The sequence below is a fragment of the Alteromonas sp. H02 genome (genome assembly GCF_059682525.1).
Map to the genome: position 1 here is coordinate 3,583,114 of NZ_CM185021.1, position 17,460 is coordinate 3,600,573.

A 17,460-nucleotide genomic window follows, 5' to 3' on the forward strand; every position below is an offset into this window, starting at 1 on the left:
ATGACTACTTATCTCCCTTCGTTTGCATGTAGGCCCGATACATCAGTTCGGCCCGGATCCAGTCTTCTTCGGTATCGATATCCTGGACCAGATAACGAGGTAAAAATACCGGCATACTCTGTTTGGAAAACAAAGGGTTATTGTCCAGCCAGGCATCCTTTTTTCCCCAGTAAAACTGGCCTGCATCGTGATAGTATTCTTCTAAATCCTGCGAGCGTTTTTCCATCTGACTGGCATCTAACGGTTCAACGCCCTTATCAGCCAGTCTGATAGCCCGTTGAATGGGAAACTCAAAGGTGGTCACTGAAAACGCAAAATCCATGGTTTGTTCGCTTTCCAGTTTGCTTAATGCCTGTGCTAATACATCACCATTCAAAAACGGCGCAGTGGCATAGATACAACAAACATAATCCGGCGAATCATTTTGCGATTGATAACTCTCGATAGCATGCCTGACGACAGGAGAAGTACCGGTATAGTCGTCAGCTAAGGCCGCCGGCCGCTCAATGACAGATGTCGCTCCCCATGCTTTGGCAACGCGGGCAATTTCGTCTGAGTCTGTAGAGACCACAATATCATCAAACACCCCGGCTCGTTTGGCGGCATCAATAGAGTATGCAATGAGTGGTTGGCCGGCAAATGACCTGACATTTTTACTTTTGATACGCTTACTGCCGCCTCTGGCGGGGATCACTGCTATATTCACGATAACACCTCTCTTAACTGCGTAATAACCTCCTTCTGGTTATCGGCAGTTAGTGCGGGAAATAAAGGTAAAGTCAGGGCCCGTTCGTAATAGGTTTCCGCATGCGGAAACTGACCCAACTTAAAGCCTAGTTGCTGATAGTATGGTTGTAAATGAATCGGAATGTAATGCACATTCACGCCAATACCACGTGCTCGTAGTTCATTAAACACGACTTTGCGATCATGGGTGGTTAACTCAATCATATACAGGTGCCATGCACTGTTAGTATCCAGCACAGGTTTAATAACGGGGAGTTCTTCAAGGGCTTCATCATAGCGCTCTGCGAGCGCCAGACGCTGAGTCACAAACTCATCCAGATGCTTAAGCTGGGAACGACCCAGCGCGGCATGTACATCACTTAAACGGTAATTAAAACCTAACTCATGCTGGGCATAAAACCAGGGCTCGTCATTATGTGACTCCCCAAGCATTGCCGGGTCGCGGGTTATCCCATGACTGGCATAACGGCGTAATAATACCGCAAGTTCTTCGTCATTGGTGAGCACAGCCCCGCCTTCGGCGCTGGTAATGGATTTTACCGGATGAAAACTCAGCACGGTCATTGCTGAATATTTACAGGCACCGACTTTATGCTGCAGGGAATCGTTTGCCCCCAGCGCATGTGCTGCATCTTCAATCAGTGTAATACCATAGGGCTCGGTGATTTCGGCAATGGCGGCCATATCACAACTGCTACCGGCAAAGTGCACCACCACGATAGCCTTAGGTATTTTATTTTCGGCCAGTGCCAGATGGAGTTTATCTACCAGTGCATCAACACTCATATTGCGGGTCACAGGATCGATATCAACAAAATCAATCTCCGCACCGCAATACAGGGCACAGTTAGCCGAGGCAACAAAGGAAATAGGCACGGTCCATACCACGTCACCGGGTTTTACACCTGCCGCCAGACAGGCGATATGTAAACCTGATGTACCGCTATTACAAGCCACACCAAACGCTGCGCCGGTATACTGGCACAATGCACTTTCAAATAAGGGCACCTGCTGTCCCTGAGTTAAAAACCCATGCTCAAGAACATCCGTCACTGCCCTGACATCATCGGCAAATATCCGATGCTTACCATAGGGGATCATAACGTGTCCTTGTCCAGTGCTTTTAACTCATCAATAGTCAGAAAATGTGGATTGGTACCAGAGTGATATTCAAACTTATCAGTAACGGGATTGCCTTTTTCGCCAAGCCGGTTGCTGCGGTAATCAATATTCTTATCGAAAAACGTAATCGCTGGGGCAATCACATAATGATCGTCAAATTCAACCGTGTGGTGCGCCATTTCTTCCGGCACCATCACTTCATGCAGCTTTTCACCGGGGCGGATCCCAACCAGTTCATAATCGGATTTGCCACTCATTGCCGTAACCAAATCAGTAATACGGATAGACGGAATTTTGGGGACGAAAATTTCCCCACCCTGCATTCTGGCAAAGTTTTTAACTACAAATTCAACGCCTTCATCAAGGGTAATCCAAAAACGGGTCATTTCCGGATGAGTCACCGGTAACTCGTCACAACCTTCCGCCAGCAATTTACGAAAAAACGGTACTACCGAGCCCCTTGAGCCTACGACGTTGCCATAGCGAACCACTGAAAAGCGCGGTCCGGAGGCTCCTGAGATATTGTTTGCGGCCACAAATAGCTTGTCCGAGGCTAATTTAGTTGCGCCGTAAAGGTTCACCGGATTTGCCGCTTTATCTGTAGACAGGGCAATAACAGTAGATACATCATTTGCCATGGCTGCATCAATCACATTTTGCGCACCATTGATATTGGTCTTAATGCATTCATTAGGGTTGTATTCGGCGGCTGGCACTTGTTTTAGTGCAGCAGCATGCACAACATAATCAACGTCTTTCATGGCTATTTTCAGACGTTCATTATCTCTTACGTCACCAATAAAATAGCGCATACTCGGCGCATTAAATTGCTGCTGCATTTCGAATTGTTTAAGTTCATCACGAGAATAAATGATTATTTTTTTCGGTTCTGACTTGGCCAGCAAATACTCGACGAATTTCTTGCCAAACGATCCTGTGCCACCAGTAATCAATATCGTTTTACCGTTAAAATCATTCATTATTTATTCTCATTTAGTGATGTTGACTGTTCACTGAAAACTTCTTGTTGCAGCTTAGCAGGCATTTCAGTGGCGACCAGTAATTCAGGTGTAAAGTGAGGGACAAACCTTGCACGATCACCCAGCCCAATCAGTTTATTATCTTCAGCGATAGGCGCTGGGCTGAATATAAAAAACAATGGCAAATCGTAAGCATAATAATCGTCTAAAAACGCTAAATCGTAAAGTTTATCAGCGACTAACAGAGACTCTCCCGCCGGAAGCTTAGGCACCACAATACAGGCTCCGCACTGCAAAGTCGCCGCCGCCACTGCCAGCAAGCATCCATAATACAGGTTGTTATAATTAGATAATTCATTCACCGGACAATACAAAGTAATTACGTTTGACTGAGTTAGCATTGACGCAGACGGAAGAGCTTTGTCGGTATGCAGATAAACCTTTGTCACATCGCTTTGATGAGCGGATTCGATATACTCAATGTCTTGTGTGATAACAACATTGAAATCATCATCAGCCAGGGTATTCGCGATACCCCAATAGTCCAGAGCGGACTTTAATAAGTCGTTGAGATCGCTATCGGCGGCTGTATATTTGATCTGGTTACTGGCGATATACTGAGGAAACACGACATCTTGCCGGGTATCATAAAACGCATACACCGAGTCAAATGCATAGGGCTCTGCCGTCACCGATATTAAAAATGTATTGAGTGACTCATGCCACAGACTAAGTACTTCAGATGCTAGTGTTAATGCCAGTTTCTCATCATCAATTGACACAATTTTTGTCAGGGCGCTGTTCACAAAATTCAGCGAACCATTCAAATAAAAATACAGCAAACTATGGCTACCCTTTACAGATAACAATAACACTGTACGTTGCGTCTCTATTAATTCTTCAACATCCTCGACTGACTCTACGTCCCGTTCGGTCAGAGATATTAAACGTCGAAAATCTTTACTCAAATCATCTTGTTGATATTTAGCGTTAAACCGGGTTTGAAACTCGTCGGCATCGAGGCGCTCAAACCCTTTGGATTTGATACTGCTCAGACAAGCTTGTTTTATCTCAGGTGTAGATAAAATAAGCGTATCTTCTTTATGCAAAGGGCGTGTTCCTTCGAATTTAGCACCATCACTGAGGTTATACACCTCATCACAGTCTTTAACAGCTCGCTCCAGAATTTCTTTGGCTAATTTAAATTCATATTTGGTATTCACAAAAGGTCGGAAATTTCCCGCTACTGTTAACGAGGTATTGTGTACTTTGCTGTAATCATACTGCTCTTTACCATCGTTCATGTAATAGCCGGAGGCTTTAGAGTGGTGGTGTTTTTCATCAATAAACCCTAAATCCACCCCAAGCAAGTAAAGCTGCGAAAACCCGAACTGACTGGCAAAGGCCAAAACAAAGTTGGTTACGGTCGGGTAGGCATTTTTTGTCAATGCAAACGGAAAGCTTTCATACAATCGCTGCACGGCGGTTGTACCGGATTCACCGGGCTTAAAGGTTAAATAAACATCCTTAAACAGGTCACTGATATCGGGATGTATCCCATTACAACTGATCAGGCTGACTTGCTTAAGAAAACTGAGGTCAGCACCTCTGCTTATCCAGTCATAGGGAGAGCGATTAGCCTCAATTTCAGCGTGAAAGTCCGGCGTTATGCCATGGCGATATAAACTTTGTAACGCGGTGCCACAGGAGATGATAATCACGCTTTCCTGAGATTCTTTCAGGGTATCAATCAAGCCATCGAGCGAGGGGCCGTTACCGACAATAAAAACAGGTACATTTCTTTCTGCCTGGCTGAGATACTGAGCCGGCTTTTCGCGTAAATGTGGTATACCGTCCAGTATCGCCTGGCGCGTATGGGCAACCAAATGACGGGAGTGATCAAAATAATCCCCCATCGCTATCAGCACTTGCAGTTGCTCTCTTAACTGCGCGATAGCATTGACTAAATTTTCGTTGTAGTAGGCCTGATAAAAAAACGTGTTGGCTAACACGTAAGGGCCAACCACTTGAAATTGCGTTACTAATTCATGAAAAGTATGTGTACCATCGTCACCGATATTCAGGTACAAGGAACCGCCTTGTTCATCTATTCGGTGTAAAATAGTATGCCAGTCCAGGGCATAAAGTGAGGCGTAAAATAAATCGCGATTCGGTTCACAAATAAATAACCTATCCAAGGTGTAGGCATTACTCAGCAACTCAAACTGGTAACCAACCCCCAGGCCAAAAATAATCAGCGACCGCACTTTTTCTGGCAGCTCTGCCTGTTTATCTTCAAGCTTTTTCAGTAATGGCTCAACTTTGCTGACTAATTGGTAGTGAAAAAAGTGACGCTTTTTTTCGCCCCCCGTGCCCGTTGCTAATGTGTCTTTATGAGGATGTGAGGCAAAGAATTCAAAGCTATTGCGGCATTCCTGTAACGGAGAATCGCCGTACAAATTAATATTCTTTACTTTATGAAACAGGTTTACTTCTGCATTGGCGTTCGCTCTGGGCAGCCAGCACTCAGGCTCATAGTCGGCAAACTCTTCATAAATGTCGTTAAAAAACTTTTTAAACGCGCTAAGGTTTTTATTAAACCTTTCCTGAGATAACTGAGTCGCTGTCCAGGCGTCACTATCCAGCGGGACTGACCAGCGCGGTGAAAGATCACCAACACTTTCTTTTTCCAGAGCATAAAGGGATAAACCCGAAATACTGAACAGGCCATGCTGCTGAATTTGCGTAAGCAGTGCATCAAACACGATATGATTATAATGTTTGTAAAAATAACACTCGTTTGCCTGGGTATTCTGCCTCAACTCAGCTAAATCTTGCTGGACATTACGCCCGTCTTCCTCAAGTTGAAAATAGAGTGCGGTGCCTTTTTTTTGCGCCAAACGCAGAATATTCTGCCACGACAGCATGCTCATTGAACATTTGAGATACTGATGTTGTGGTTCATAAATGATCAGATGTTTGATGGTATGGCGTTCAATTAACTGCTGGATGTGATAACCCGCGCCAAGACCAAATACCACTAATGCATCCAGCGATAAAGGTAAAGCGCGCTGCGCCCATTCCCCGGAGTTTAAGTTAACCAAATCGGCCTGCTGTGCCACCTTGTTAACCTGTGCGGTGACTTCCCTAAGCGGCTCATCCCCATAAAACGTTTGACCTGAACTATAGTCAACAATATTCAGTTCCTTTGCTTTATTGCAAAAAATGGAAATATTGCTTTTTACCTGGGCGAACACATAAGGCAACAACGACGGAATATAACGCTTTAACGCATTGATGCCCTCACGCTGGTTTTGCTGAATCTGAGACGACACGGCAGCCTCATTACGAGACTGAAGCTGCTCATCACTGCAAAGCTGCAAGCGAATATCATTTAACATTTATTTATACCTATTTACCGCCTTTCGACCACGTATAAACTGTACCAGGTCATCCTTTACCGATGAAAGCAAAGACTGCGCCATTTCTACAAACTCTTGATTTAATTGATATTCAGCTTTAGCAAATTCACTTAATTGAGGTTCTTGTAATTCCGATAACCGTTTTTTGACTAATTTGTCACGCGTTTCAGTAAGCTGCGTAAACTGTTCATAGTTATCTGGGTTTTCGGAGTCTTGATTACTCAGAAGTTGAGCGAGTTGCAGGTTTACTCGCTCAAGCTCCGGTGTAGTATGTGGGGATTTAGTATTAACTGGGTTCAAATGGCTTGTTGTTTTTGACGCTGAATTTCGTACGCTTCCTGTTTTGCTGATTCAGGAATCTGTACCCACGCATCACGAATTGTTGTTAATAGGCTAGACACTTCATCCAAATACTGCAAGCTGTTAGTTATATGGGCTTCATTGATACGATTGATCATGTAGTCATACAGCTCAAACAGATTTGCCGCCATCTCCTGCCCGGCTTCAAGATCGAGTGTATCGCGTAAGTTAATCAGGATTGCAACAACCCGTGAAATAAACTGCGCTTTTTGCTCATATTCACGACGTTCCATTGCTCCTTTTGCATAAGCAATGCGATCCAGCGCGCCCTGCATCAACATTAAAGTCAGCTTATGCGGATCGGCATTGGCAATATCCTGTTTAAGATTACCCTTGCGGTACGCATTGATGCCTGTAAGTGCCATTATAAATTCTCCTGCTACTTCTTAATATTAATAATATGAGCCTAACGAAGCCAATAAAGCCGAGCCCGTCTGGTTAAGTCTCGATACCGTTTGATCCAGATTCAGATACTTAGCTCTGACCATAGTCTCGTAACCCAGCATATGCTGCTCCAGGCGTGCGCGCGCATCTTCGATCTGACTTTGATTATCTTGCGCCGCTTTTTCCCGTGAGCTAATCAGTCCTCCTGAAGAGGCGTATTCATCAGCGATATCATAAAGCCGGGTCGCAATACCCTGAGTTTCGTCGGTAAAGATCTTAGCGATATCATCAAAGCTATTTTCCAGTGCATCGTCAAAACGCGACTCTCCGGATCCCAAACCAAAATCGGTGGAACTAATTTCTAACTTGCCATCAGTGGTCAATTCAATACCGATTGCAAACAATCCGCCCAACTCAGAACTTTGAACACTTGACCCAACTATGGTTGCCATCCGGCTGCTTACGCCGCGCAGTAAGGAGTCACCAGCCAGTGCACCATCTTCTTCAAGCTCAGACTCTCCGTAGCGGGTCACATTTTTGATTTCATCAATAATACCGTTATAGCTATCAATAAAATCATTGATCTTGGTTTCCAAACCCTCTTTGTCGTAGCCAATTTCCATGGTTGACGATTGTCGTGTTACGCCATCGCTGTTAAGCGGTGAAACTTTATTGGCAGTAAATGTGACATTCTGGATGGTGTTATCAAACGTATTAGTCTCACTCTCGACCTGAATACCGTCGATAGTGGCTTTTGCATTTGCAGCGGTGAGTACTGGCGTTAAATTGGTCGCCGTTTCTGCAGAGTCGGTTGTCGTCAGGCGATCTAATTCAGCGCGATCACCATCGTTGACGATGACCAGATCATTACCTGTGCCGGTTGTATCAGACGTAAAAACTAATTTAGCGCCTCCGGTCGCTGTGCCGGTATCGATAATATTGGCATTAACGCCAAAGTTATCTGCATTATTGTTTATTGCCTCTCGCAACTCTGCCAATGTCATATTTTGGGTGACATTAACCGTGAAACTGTCCCCGGTACTATCAATTTTAAATGTCATAGTGGTGTCACCAGCACCATCGGTAAGCACTGCATCAGTGGGGCTGGTAAAGGCGGCGTCAGCGGTTTCTATGCGTGAACCAGATGCAAGTTGAGAAACGCTTATGTCGTACGAACCTCGTAAGGCCGTATTGGTTGCTTCTGCGCTGAAGATTTCGATATCTTCAGAGGGGTGAGTTATCGTCGGTTCCCGGCCATTGATACTGGCGTCAGTACGTAAGTCATCCACCGCGTCTTTAAATGCGGAAATCTTGGATTTGATCTGTCCGAGTGCGGAAATTTCATCCTGCACTCTTTCTTCTCTGGCATCAAGACGCTGCTCTTTAGGCGTCCGTTCTGCACTGATAAGCTGCCTGACCAAATCATCAAGCGCAAGACCGGACCCAACACCTAACGATTGTATAGTCATAGCTCACCTCATACTTGTTTATTAAAAAGTACTCCTACCTTGCTTCCTATATCTTGTTGGAGTTCTTTTATTCTTTCCGCTAACCTCAACACTTCTTCGGATGGAATTTGTCTTATCACATCACCTGAAGAAGAGTCTTTAACAGTGACTACAGGCCTTCTGGAACTTTCATCCACAGAAAAAGCCAAATTACGGTTTTGTACCTGCAAAAAGCTCTGAACTTCTTCGACTGCAGTATCCAGAACTTGTCTCTGCCCCTCTCTTGAAAGGTTATCGGCAGATTCCTGTTGACCTTGAGCACCTTCTGTCTGAAGTTCAACCTTATTTTGCTCACTTGCCTTCTGGGTATCAGCAATACTCTGGTTAAGTTTGACTTCCACTCCAGGCTCACCAGGAGAATTGACTTTAACATTCGCTGCAAAGTTCTGGCCAGTTTGTGTAGCTTGAAGACCCACAATTAATCCCCCGTATTAAAACAGGTAAAACGGGCCTGCTTATCGCAGTCGCCCGCTCATTCAATGTTTAACATTGGTATGTTAATACCACATTGTTAATTCAATTTTAGCCTAATAGCGACAATGCGGTTTGTGGACGCTGATTGGCCTGACTCAAAACAGAGACTGACGCCTGTTGAATAATCTGGTTACGGGTCAACTCGGCGGTTTCCGCAGCAAAATCTGTATCACGGATTTGCGAGCGCGCAGCCGACACGTTTTCTGAAATATTACTCAGATTACGAATAGTTGATTGAAAGCGATTTTGCAACGCCCCCAGATCAGCGCGAGCGCCCCCGATAGCAGAGATTGCATCATCAATATCAGCTAACGCAGCTGACGCCGCAGCTGATGTACCCACGCTCACACCATCAATCCCTAAACCAGATGCGCCATAAGATTGAGCACTTAATGACACAACGATTGTTTGTCCAGCGTTCGCTCCTACCAGGAAGCTTGCGCCAAATGTACCGTCCAGTAGCGATTTGCCGTTAAAATCTGATTCAGATGCAATCCTTGAAATTTCGGTTTTCAGTGCGGTAACTTCTTTGTTTAAAGCACTGCGATCTGCAGCACTATTCACACCGTTTTGCGATTGCACTGCCAATTGACGAATACGCTGCAATGCAGTGGTGGTCTCATCCAGCGCACCTTCGGCAGTTTGCGTCAGTGAGATAGCATCGTTAGCGTTACGTACTGCCTGGTTCAGGCCCTGAATCTGCGTTGTCATACGATCAGTGATCTGTAATCCCGCGGCATCATCTGCAGCACTGTTAATTCTGAAACCTGAAGACAAACGTTCAAAAGATGTACCCAGCTTGCTGCTTACATCAGATAACTGACGCTGTGCATTCAAGGCCGATACATTTGTATTTACATATAAAGCCATAATAAACCTCCTGGGATTATAACTGTCAGAATTGTTCAAATTCCGTTAAGTTATAATCTTCATATTCAATTTAGCTAAACAGTATTCAGCTAAATCACCTCATCGTTGTAGCGCCTCTCACAGCGGCCACGCAATTCATGAATGAATTATCCCTCAACTATAGGTATCGGCCCAACCTTGAGATTCTTTAGTTTTTTTTCTAAAAAAATTAAAAAAAACGAACAATAAAAACCAACCATTTGTTTTAAAAGGTTTTTCCTTGGAGGATTATTCATAAGGACGTCTGAATAATATTCTCAAACCGGTATATATCGCGCATTTTAGCGCTAATTTTTTAGGCGAAGGACTTACGATTAAGGAAGAGTGGAGAGCAGAAAAGTCGATGGTGACTACGTCGCTGTGCCGTCCCTTTTGCATGAACAACATCTCTCTGAGAGAAAGATCTAATAGTGCCAGCCACCCGACCCAACCTGTACAGACCAAATCCTGTAATGATTGTCAGGCAGGTCGTGAATCTGGGCGAAAACACTAAGCGAACACAAGAGTAAAAGGCTGGCATCAATAATAACAACAACACATTTTAATTTCGGCCATGCATACTGAACAACCTGAACAACACTGGTGATATTGCAGTTGGATAAAAGCGGCAAAACCAGGGCACTTATTCAGGATAACAGGCAAGTCTTGTCCGCTTTTATTGCGGATTTAAGCTATTTCTAACTGCTGATTTTTAAGAGTTAATGCAGATTGGCAATACGAGAATACGACCTTAACCAATAATATAAAAAATTGGCATCACTGTTGCTTTATCTTTAATGTAAGTGACGGGAAACGATTTGGTAATTACAATAAAAAAGGCCGAGTCAACGAAGTGACCCGGCCAGCTTGCTCACGTTAGGAGAAGGAGCAAATTCGGTTTTAGTCGGCTTGCAGAATAATAGTAGATAAATACTGGCCTCTCAACCAACTATTCTACACTCTCAATTCTGCTAGTCGGCGTTTTAATCCTTGTTTTGGTGGCCTTACGGCCGCCATCCCTGGCAAGGGTTGGCCTCTCAATTCCACCCTCTTATGGTATTTTTCACAACTTTCATCTCCCGGCTTATCATTGGCAATCGCAGCGTACGACCTGGCGCTCAGGTTTTGTCAGCGCTTTGCGTTAATGCGGGGGATCGCTTTATTTATATCAAAGGCAGTTTCTGCCGCTCAGGTGGCAAAACATGTAAAACAGAGGTTTACCGTTGCCGCCTGCCAGTTTCTCTGGACCCGGTATGAACAACTAGTAAGCTTATGTCTAAGCCTCTATGTCGCAGGTGGTAGCTCTGCCATACTCCAGTGCATTAATCAAACAACTCAATTTATTTAATTGGCACACCTTATGCTTTAAGAAGAGGGTCAGTGTTAATTTACTGACGCTTTGCTTGGCTTATGTATAAAGTTAAGTAGTGCTAACTGAGCTTAGGCTCATGCTGACTGCAGGTATGTTGTTCAGACCTCATACCTCTCACTACCTCCTGGCTTCATTCCTGTCAGTCGGCAGCTTAGCTCAACACCTAACGCCCTTCAGGGTTTATGGATTAGCCCGCTTATTCTTTAATTACCTTGCAAATACTCTCTACTCATCGGTCGATTGCAGTCTGCCCCCACATATTGCAACTCGACCGTTTTTCTTTATCTACTCATCGTTTTTTGTTTATCAACTGCAGTCTGCCCCCGCTTTTTGCAGTCATTAGCGATGCCATTCACTCCACTATTGCAGTAATTGTAATGCTGCTTGTGGTCGTTGGTTGGCTTGCGACAATACATTAGTACTGGCCTGCTGAATAATTTGCCAACGGGTTAATTCTGCAGTCTCTTTAGCAAAGTCGGTATCGCGAATACGTGACCGCGCAGCTGACGCATTTTCAGAGATATTACTCAGATTTCTGATGGTCGACTGAAAGCGGTTTTGAATCGCACCCAGTTCTGCCCGTTTTGCATCAATAGCGGAAATCGCAGCATCAATAACCGGCAACGTTCCCGATGCACCGGAGGTGGTAGATACCGTCGCATTATAACCATTGGTTAACCCCGAAAAACCGAAGCCACCCGCCCGGGACAAATTAAAGTCGATAAACTGTCCGGCCTGTGCTCCCACCAAAAATGAGGTGGCAAAATCTCCGGTCAGAATATCACCACCGGCAAACTGCGAGTCAGACGCAATACGGCTGATTTCAGTTTTAAGGGCAGATACTTCTTTTTGCAGTGCCTGGCGATCAGCATCGGTATTAATACCGTTTTGCGCTTGAATGGCCAGCACCCGGATGCGTTGCAGCGCCGAGGTTATTTCTTGCATGGAGCCTTCCGCCACCTGAGCCAGAGAAATACCATCGTTGGCGTTCCGTACGGCCTGATCCAGCCCCATAATTTGTGACGTGATCCGGTCAGAAATCTGTAAACCCGCCGCATCGTCTTTTGCACTGTTAATGCGATAGCCCGATGACAAACGCTCAAATGCGGTGCTCAGTTGGTTACCAGAGGTAAACAGTTGTCGCTGTGAATTTAGCGACGACACATTCGTACTTACATATAAGCTCATTTTAATCTCCTAACGATTTTTGATAACTCAGGTTTTATTATTTTTATTAACCTGATTTTTTGACCGCTCATATTATTGTTATTAGTTGAGCTGTCAGGCATTTTTGCGTCTTTATTATTATTGTTCGCAGTGCCTTTGTAATAGTTATCGTACGCGCAGGAGAAATCCTTTAGCTTTTTTTTGCTAAATTTAAATAAACTTAATAATCAGTATCTTAGGTTGAATAACAAGCCGGACTTTTGTCCGGCTATGCTCACAGTTTTGAGAGTAAGCTCACTCCCGGGGTCAGGCTGATACCTGGTTCACTACCTCCTGGCTCCATTCCCTGACTCGTTCGGAATTGCCGGTTATCCCAGTAGCTGTAATGCCGCCTGTGGGCGCTGATTAGCCTGAGCCAGCACCGTAGTACTTGCCTGCTGAATAATCTGATTACGCGTTAAGGCAGCAGTTTCTGCTGCAAAATCAGTATCTTTGATTTGCGAACGTGCCGCCGACACGTTTTCTGAAATGTTACTCAGGTTACGGATTGTAGATTGGAAACGGTTTTGCAGTGCACCCAATTCTGCACGGGTTCCTCCGATAGCAGAAATTGCGTCGTCGATTGCTGTCAATGCAGCCGCGGCAGCCGCGGAAGTCCCGACACTCAATGTATCGATGTTTAAACCAGATGCGCCGTAAGACTGACCGCTTAAGGACACTTTGATATTCTGGCCAGCGTTTGCACCAACTAAAAAGTCAGCGCCAAACGAACCATCTAACAGGGCTTTACCATTGAACTCTGAATCACTTGCGATACGCGAGATTTCCGTTTTCAGCGCAGTCACCTCTTTGTTGAGAGCGCTGCGATCTGAAGCACTGTTCACGCCGTTTTGGGACTGTACTGCCAGTTGACGAATACGCTGCAACGCAGTGGTTGTTTCATCCAGCGCGCCTTCCGCAGTTTGGGTTAGTGAAATAGCATCGTTAGCATTACGTACGGCCTGGTTCAGGCCTTGAATCTGAGTCGTCATACGGTCAGTAATTTGCAGACCAGCCGCATCATCTGCCGCACCATTAATGCGGAAGCCCGATGATAGACGCTCAAAAGACGTGCTTAAAGAATTAGATACATCAAACAACTGGCGTTGTGCGTTTAATGCAGACACATTGGTATTGACGAACAAAGACATAAGTCTCTCCTACACTTTCAATCCAGCTAGGGCTGGCTGCCAGAATATCCGGCAATTACATTGTAATAGTAGTCATCAATACCTGAGGGGTAATTGATGAACTGGCTCTCTCAGAACTATTATCGACAATTCCCAAATTCCCTTTAATGAAATTGACTATTTTTTTATGCAGTAATGACTATAGACGTCATTTAGATAGCTAACATATTGTCATATCTAATAAATTTACGATTGATAGTGAACGGTGACTCTGAATCACCTGAAACGAATAGACCGGGGTATGATATATTGTCTGATGAAGTTTGATTTGAGCGACGGTTACAGTTGAGCAATCAACTTGCCAGTCTAAAAGAGTGATAGGGTGACAAGCTGATAGGAATAATTATGAAATGACCAAGCCTGGCTAATAAACACAAATCTATTGCTATTAAGGCGTGGAATCCACAATCCCAATGGATATAGTCACAGGATACGTCTGAATTGGTAAGCGATTATTACAGATAGCCAGAGAATGTTAACCTTTGCTCATAACTTATGCGGTGGTCAACATTCTCAGGAGCATCACGACAGATAGTTGAAAAGCGATAATCCTGAGATACGCGGAAAAGTACTTAGTGCTGCAGTAAGCGCAGCTTCCTGCTTGGCAAATTCGGCTGAGGCTTCGGCATAGTCCACGTCCTGAATAGCGCTGCGAGCTTCTTTGGTCGACACTTCCAAATCCAGGTTGGTTTCATAAACCGACTGGGCCACATTCAGCCGGGCACCAATAGACGAGGTTTCAAACGCTATTTTTTCCAGGCCATTATCAATGCCTACCAGGGCATCACTTAACGCTTCACGGTAAGCGGCATCACCCACCTGATCGTTATTAAGCACCTGCTGTAAGTCATATAGCGTGGTGGCAATATTTTTCTTTTGCGGCGCATCTAACTGAAAATCCAGGGTATTGCCGGTTCCGCCCTGCAGGTTAAAATCAATACCGGCGAAATTGAATGGCTCACCTGAGGTGAAAACTTTAGTCGCGACTACGCTACCAGTACCGAGATTCTGAATTTGCACCTGATTAGGCGCTGTGATGCTAATACGATAATTATTATTGGCGGCATTGAGCGGATCGTAGTTATTCTTATAGAAAGTATCAAAATCGCCCTGCCCGGCCACCACCGCTTCATTCACAGTAATCCCGGAATTGTTGGTGATGGTGAAGTTGCGCCGCGCCGGTACATCTTCGAATAAAGATTGCCCTGATGCGCTGCTTCTCACCTTGACACTATTAGAAAGCTGTACTTCGTTGCTACCGCTATCGCCCTGATAGGTATAAGCGTTGCCAGGACCGCCCGCATTCAAAACGAAAGGTTGAGATTCAGACTGATAACCCGAAAAATAATAGTCACCCTCGGCGTTTTGCGAGTTCATCAGATCGAAGACTTCGTCTTTGATCTGGCCTATCTCTGACGCCAGCGCTTTACGATCGGCATCAGATAAGGCTCCGTCACCGGCCTGAATAGTGAGCATTCGAGCGCGGTTAACCGAATTGGTAATGTTATCCAGAATGGTTTCCTGCTGCTCCAGCGAACCGGTTACCAGGTCATTGTTGCGTTGATATTGTTTTAAACTGGCCAGCTCTTCAGTCATGCGTAAGACTTTGGCAGTACCAACCGGATCGTCTGAAGGTCGATTAATTTTCTTACCCGTACTCAACTGCTGCTGAGTGTCAGCAAGCCCTGACTGATTATCCATAATGGCACGGATATTCTGATCATAAAGTTGATTGGTGGAAATACGCATGGCTGTTACCTGACCGACGATAAAATAGTATTAAACAATTCCTGGGCGGTGCTCAAAATTCTGGCTGCTGCAGCATAAGACTGCTGATATCGCACAAGGTTCGCAGCTTCTTCATCCAGACTCACGCCGGACACCGAATCAAACCACTCGGTAGACTGTACTTTCATGCTCTCGGCAGCCTGTAAAGCAATGCTGGCAGAGGCTGACTCTTCACCTACACGGCTCACCAGGGTGGAGTAACTCTCATGTAACGTACGTGGCTCGCTACTGGAATTGGTACTCAACTGTACCAACGACGCTTGCTTCAACGAGGCCAGTTCCAGTGCATTCTGATTATCAAAGCTACCATTAGTATTGTAGCTGATCGAAAAGGTGTCGCCGGCGGCGGGGATCCCCTCAAGGCTGATATCGTAACTGCCGTTTAAACCACCGCCAGCCTGGGCCAGCAGGTTATTAAAATCAGTGGCCCCGGTGACGGTAGATAACACCGTGCCGCCGCTATCGAGCACTTCGTAACTGTCGGCTGCGGTAAAGCGAATCTGCGCAGGGGCACCGCCATCCAGACCACCAGCACCATCAAAAAACGATGTAGTGACATCGGTGTCATACACCTGAGTATTCACTACCGAGGCATCGCCGAGATTATTGTTGCCTGCATCACCCCGTACCGGGCTGGCAAAGGCTAAGTCTTCTGGCCGCGTAGTGGCCATAGCTATATCCGACGCACTGTATTTTACCGGCTGAACCAGAAACTGGTTGCCCACGCTATAGCCACCGGCAGACTGAAATTCAATCTCAATGCCGCCCGGGATTTCGGTATAGCCGGCATTTAACGTAATGTTACTAAACACTACCGGCTGATTGTTTTCATCCAGCTTAGGCGTGCCATCGCCATTTAACAGTTCCACCGATACCTCACTGGGTACACCGGCGCCGGTCACGTTAGTAACGGACACACGAATATCAGCATCGGTAAGCTCGTTGCCTTTGCCTGGGGTAAACTGGCCGGATAAAGCCAGCGTAGGCGGTGTATTACTGTACGGCAGGCCGCTTAGCTCCGGCAACGTGAATATGTCTCCACCGAGTTGAAAATCCATATCCATGCCCAGACGATTTTGCGAATTTACCGCGTCGGCAAAAGCCACTGCCATCTGGCCAATATCCCGCTGCGACGGGCCTAATACCTCATCCCGATAGCGAAACAGGCCTCCTAAGGCGCCGCCCAGATCTTCCTCAGCAATATTGATATCGGTATTGGGTTTGCTGCCCGAAAAATTAGTCGCTAATTCCAGTTGCTTTTGCATGAAGTCAGCATTATCACTGAGCTCGAAAAGATTAAAACTGCCATCTTCCAGTACCAGCGACTCACCACTGGCCAGATTAATCAGCAAAGAGCCATTGGCATTTTTACTTTCCCGCACGGTGATATCCATGATCTCCGCCAGATCATTAATCGCTTTGTCACGCTCGTTAAGTAACGCCGAGGGTTCGCTGTCTTTAAAGTTGCCTTTTGCCACCAAAATGGCTTTATTCAGATCGCCAATAGATTCAATCAGGCTGTTGGCCTGGCTCACCATACTGTTAAATTCAAGGTTAAGCTCTTCTTCCTTCGCTTCCATAAAATCAGAAATTGACGACATGCGGCGCAGCAATGCCTCGCCTTCAGACAACACCAACTGACGTGAAGATAAATTAGTTGGATCGTCAACTGCGGTTTGCACTGAGGCGAAAAAGTCGCTGAAACCGGTAGACAGCGAATTGGCTTCGTTGGCCAACAAATTATCTATCGCTGAGGTCTTTTCAGAGAAGGTTTCCCACTCTCCCACTAACGTGGTATCACGGCGCAACTGATTTTGCGCAAACTGATTGATGACCCGCTCTGTGGTGGCACGGCCAACACCACCATAAAGCTCACTGGTTACCGATGTACGTTCGCGCACATAGCCTTCGGAGTTAACATTAGCTATGTTATTACTGGCAGTCGACAGCAGCCGGCTGCTGGCATTTACACCGCTGGTGGCAATTGAATATAAATCAACGTTGCCGCTCATAAGCACG

General features: G+C 45.6%; 13 protein-coding genes. All 13 read right to left on the reverse strand.

Translation table 11 applies throughout. The annotated features are described in order from the left end of the window. Window positions 1-4 precede the first annotated feature (4 nt). Window positions 5-706, reverse strand: a complete 702-nt coding sequence (gene pseF / locus AC566Q_RS16620; RefSeq protein ID WP_105933509.1) for a pseudaminic acid cytidylyltransferase — start codon at window positions 704-706, stop codon at window positions 5-7. Next, complete coding sequence (gene pseC, locus AC566Q_RS16625; protein WP_105933508.1) at window positions 703-1,848, reverse strand: UDP-4-amino-4,6-dideoxy-N-acetyl-beta-L-altrosamine transaminase; 1,146 nt, start codon at window positions 1,846-1,848, stop codon at window positions 703-705. The genes pseF and pseC overlap by 4 nt, the downstream gene beginning before the upstream one ends. Beyond that, on the reverse strand, window positions 1,845-2,849 hold the full coding sequence (gene pseB / locus AC566Q_RS16630; RefSeq protein ID WP_105933507.1) for a UDP-N-acetylglucosamine 4,6-dehydratase (inverting): 1,005 nt from the start codon (window positions 2,847-2,849) through the stop codon (window positions 1,845-1,847). Before pseB ends, pseC begins: the two co-directional genes overlap by 4 nt. After that, a complete protein-coding gene (locus AC566Q_RS16635; RefSeq protein ID WP_499608330.1) occupies window positions 2,849-6,250 on the reverse strand; it encodes a motility associated factor glycosyltransferase family protein in 3,402 nt (1,133 codons plus the stop codon). The genes pseB and AC566Q_RS16635 overlap by 1 nt, the downstream gene beginning before the upstream one ends. Then, window positions 6,251-6,571: a hypothetical protein gene (locus AC566Q_RS16640; protein WP_105933505.1), complete on the reverse strand. Its 321-nt coding sequence runs from the start codon at window positions 6,569-6,571 to the stop codon at window positions 6,251-6,253. Next, entirely contained in the window at window positions 6,568-6,996 is a 429-nt protein-coding gene (gene fliS, locus AC566Q_RS16645; protein ID WP_105933504.1) for a flagellar export chaperone FliS, read from the reverse strand. The genes AC566Q_RS16640 and fliS overlap by 4 nt, the downstream gene beginning before the upstream one ends. 27 nt (window positions 6,997-7,023) lie before the next feature. Further along, window positions 7,024-8,484 (reverse strand): flagellar filament capping protein FliD, encoded by a 1,461-nt coding sequence (gene fliD / locus AC566Q_RS16650; protein ID WP_105933503.1) that lies wholly within the window; start codon window positions 8,482-8,484, stop codon window positions 7,024-7,026. 8 nt (window positions 8,485-8,492) lie between these two features. Further along, entirely contained in the window at window positions 8,493-8,939 is a 447-nt protein-coding gene (locus tag AC566Q_RS16655; RefSeq protein WP_499608335.1) for a flagellar protein FlaG, read from the reverse strand. Window positions 8,940-9,045: 106 nt separating this feature from the next. Beyond that, window positions 9,046-9,867: a flagellin N-terminal helical domain-containing protein gene (locus AC566Q_RS16660; protein ID WP_105933501.1), complete on the reverse strand. Its 822-nt coding sequence runs from the start codon at window positions 9,865-9,867 to the stop codon at window positions 9,046-9,048. A gap of 1,750 nt (window positions 9,868-11,617) precedes the next feature. Beyond that, complete coding sequence (locus AC566Q_RS16665; RefSeq protein ID WP_499608339.1) at window positions 11,618-12,445, reverse strand: flagellin N-terminal helical domain-containing protein; 828 nt, start codon at window positions 12,443-12,445, stop codon at window positions 11,618-11,620. A 347-nt stretch (window positions 12,446-12,792) separates the two neighbouring features. After that, window positions 12,793-13,614 carry a flagellin N-terminal helical domain-containing protein gene (locus AC566Q_RS16670; RefSeq protein ID WP_499608342.1) on the reverse strand — a complete coding sequence of 274 codons (822 nt, stop codon included), beginning with the start codon at window positions 13,612-13,614 and terminating at the stop codon, window positions 12,793-12,795. Window positions 13,615-14,175: 561 nt separating this feature from the next. Next, complete coding sequence (flgL, locus tag AC566Q_RS16675; protein ID WP_499608345.1) at window positions 14,176-15,402, reverse strand: flagellar hook-associated protein FlgL; 1,227 nt, start codon at window positions 15,400-15,402, stop codon at window positions 14,176-14,178. Window positions 15,403-15,407: 5 nt separating this feature from the next. Next, window positions 15,408-17,453: a flagellar hook-associated protein FlgK gene (flgK, locus tag AC566Q_RS16680; protein ID WP_499608349.1), complete on the reverse strand. Its 2,046-nt coding sequence runs from the start codon at window positions 17,451-17,453 to the stop codon at window positions 15,408-15,410. Between the last annotated feature and the right edge of the window lie 7 nt (window positions 17,454-17,460).

Bases quoted from the DNA above. Each gene is read 5' to 3' on its own strand.
- pseC (WP_105933508.1), bottom strand. From the start codon at position 1,848: ATGATCCCCTATGGTAAGCATCGGATATTTGCCGATGATGTCAGGGCA.
- pseB (WP_105933507.1), bottom strand. From the start codon at position 2,849: ATGAATGATTTTAACGGTAAAACGATATTGATTACTGGTGGCACAGGA.
- AC566Q_RS16635 (WP_499608330.1), bottom strand. From the start codon at position 6,250: ATGTTAAATGATATTCGCTTGCAGCTTTGCAGTGATGAGCAGCTTCAG.
- fliS (WP_105933504.1), bottom strand. From the start codon at position 6,996: ATGGCACTTACAGGCATCAATGCGTACCGCAAGGGTAATCTTAAACAG.
- fliD (WP_105933503.1), bottom strand. From the start codon at position 8,484: ATGACTATACAATCGTTAGGTGTTGGGTCCGGTCTTGCGCTTGATGAT.
- AC566Q_RS16660 (WP_105933501.1), bottom strand. From the start codon at position 9,867: ATGGCTTTATATGTAAATACAAATGTATCGGCCTTGAATGCACAGCGT.
- AC566Q_RS16665 (WP_499608339.1), bottom strand. From the start codon at position 12,445: ATGAGCTTATATGTAAGTACGAATGTGTCGTCGCTAAATTCACAGCGA.
- AC566Q_RS16670 (WP_499608342.1), bottom strand. From the start codon at position 13,614: ATGTCTTTGTTCGTCAATACCAATGTGTCTGCATTAAACGCACAACGC.
- flgL (WP_499608345.1), bottom strand. From the start codon at position 15,402: ATGCGTATTTCCACCAATCAACTTTATGATCAGAATATCCGTGCCATT.
- flgK (WP_499608349.1), bottom strand. From the start codon at position 17,453: ATGAGCGGCAACGTTGATTTATATTCAATTGCCACCAGCGGTGTAAAT.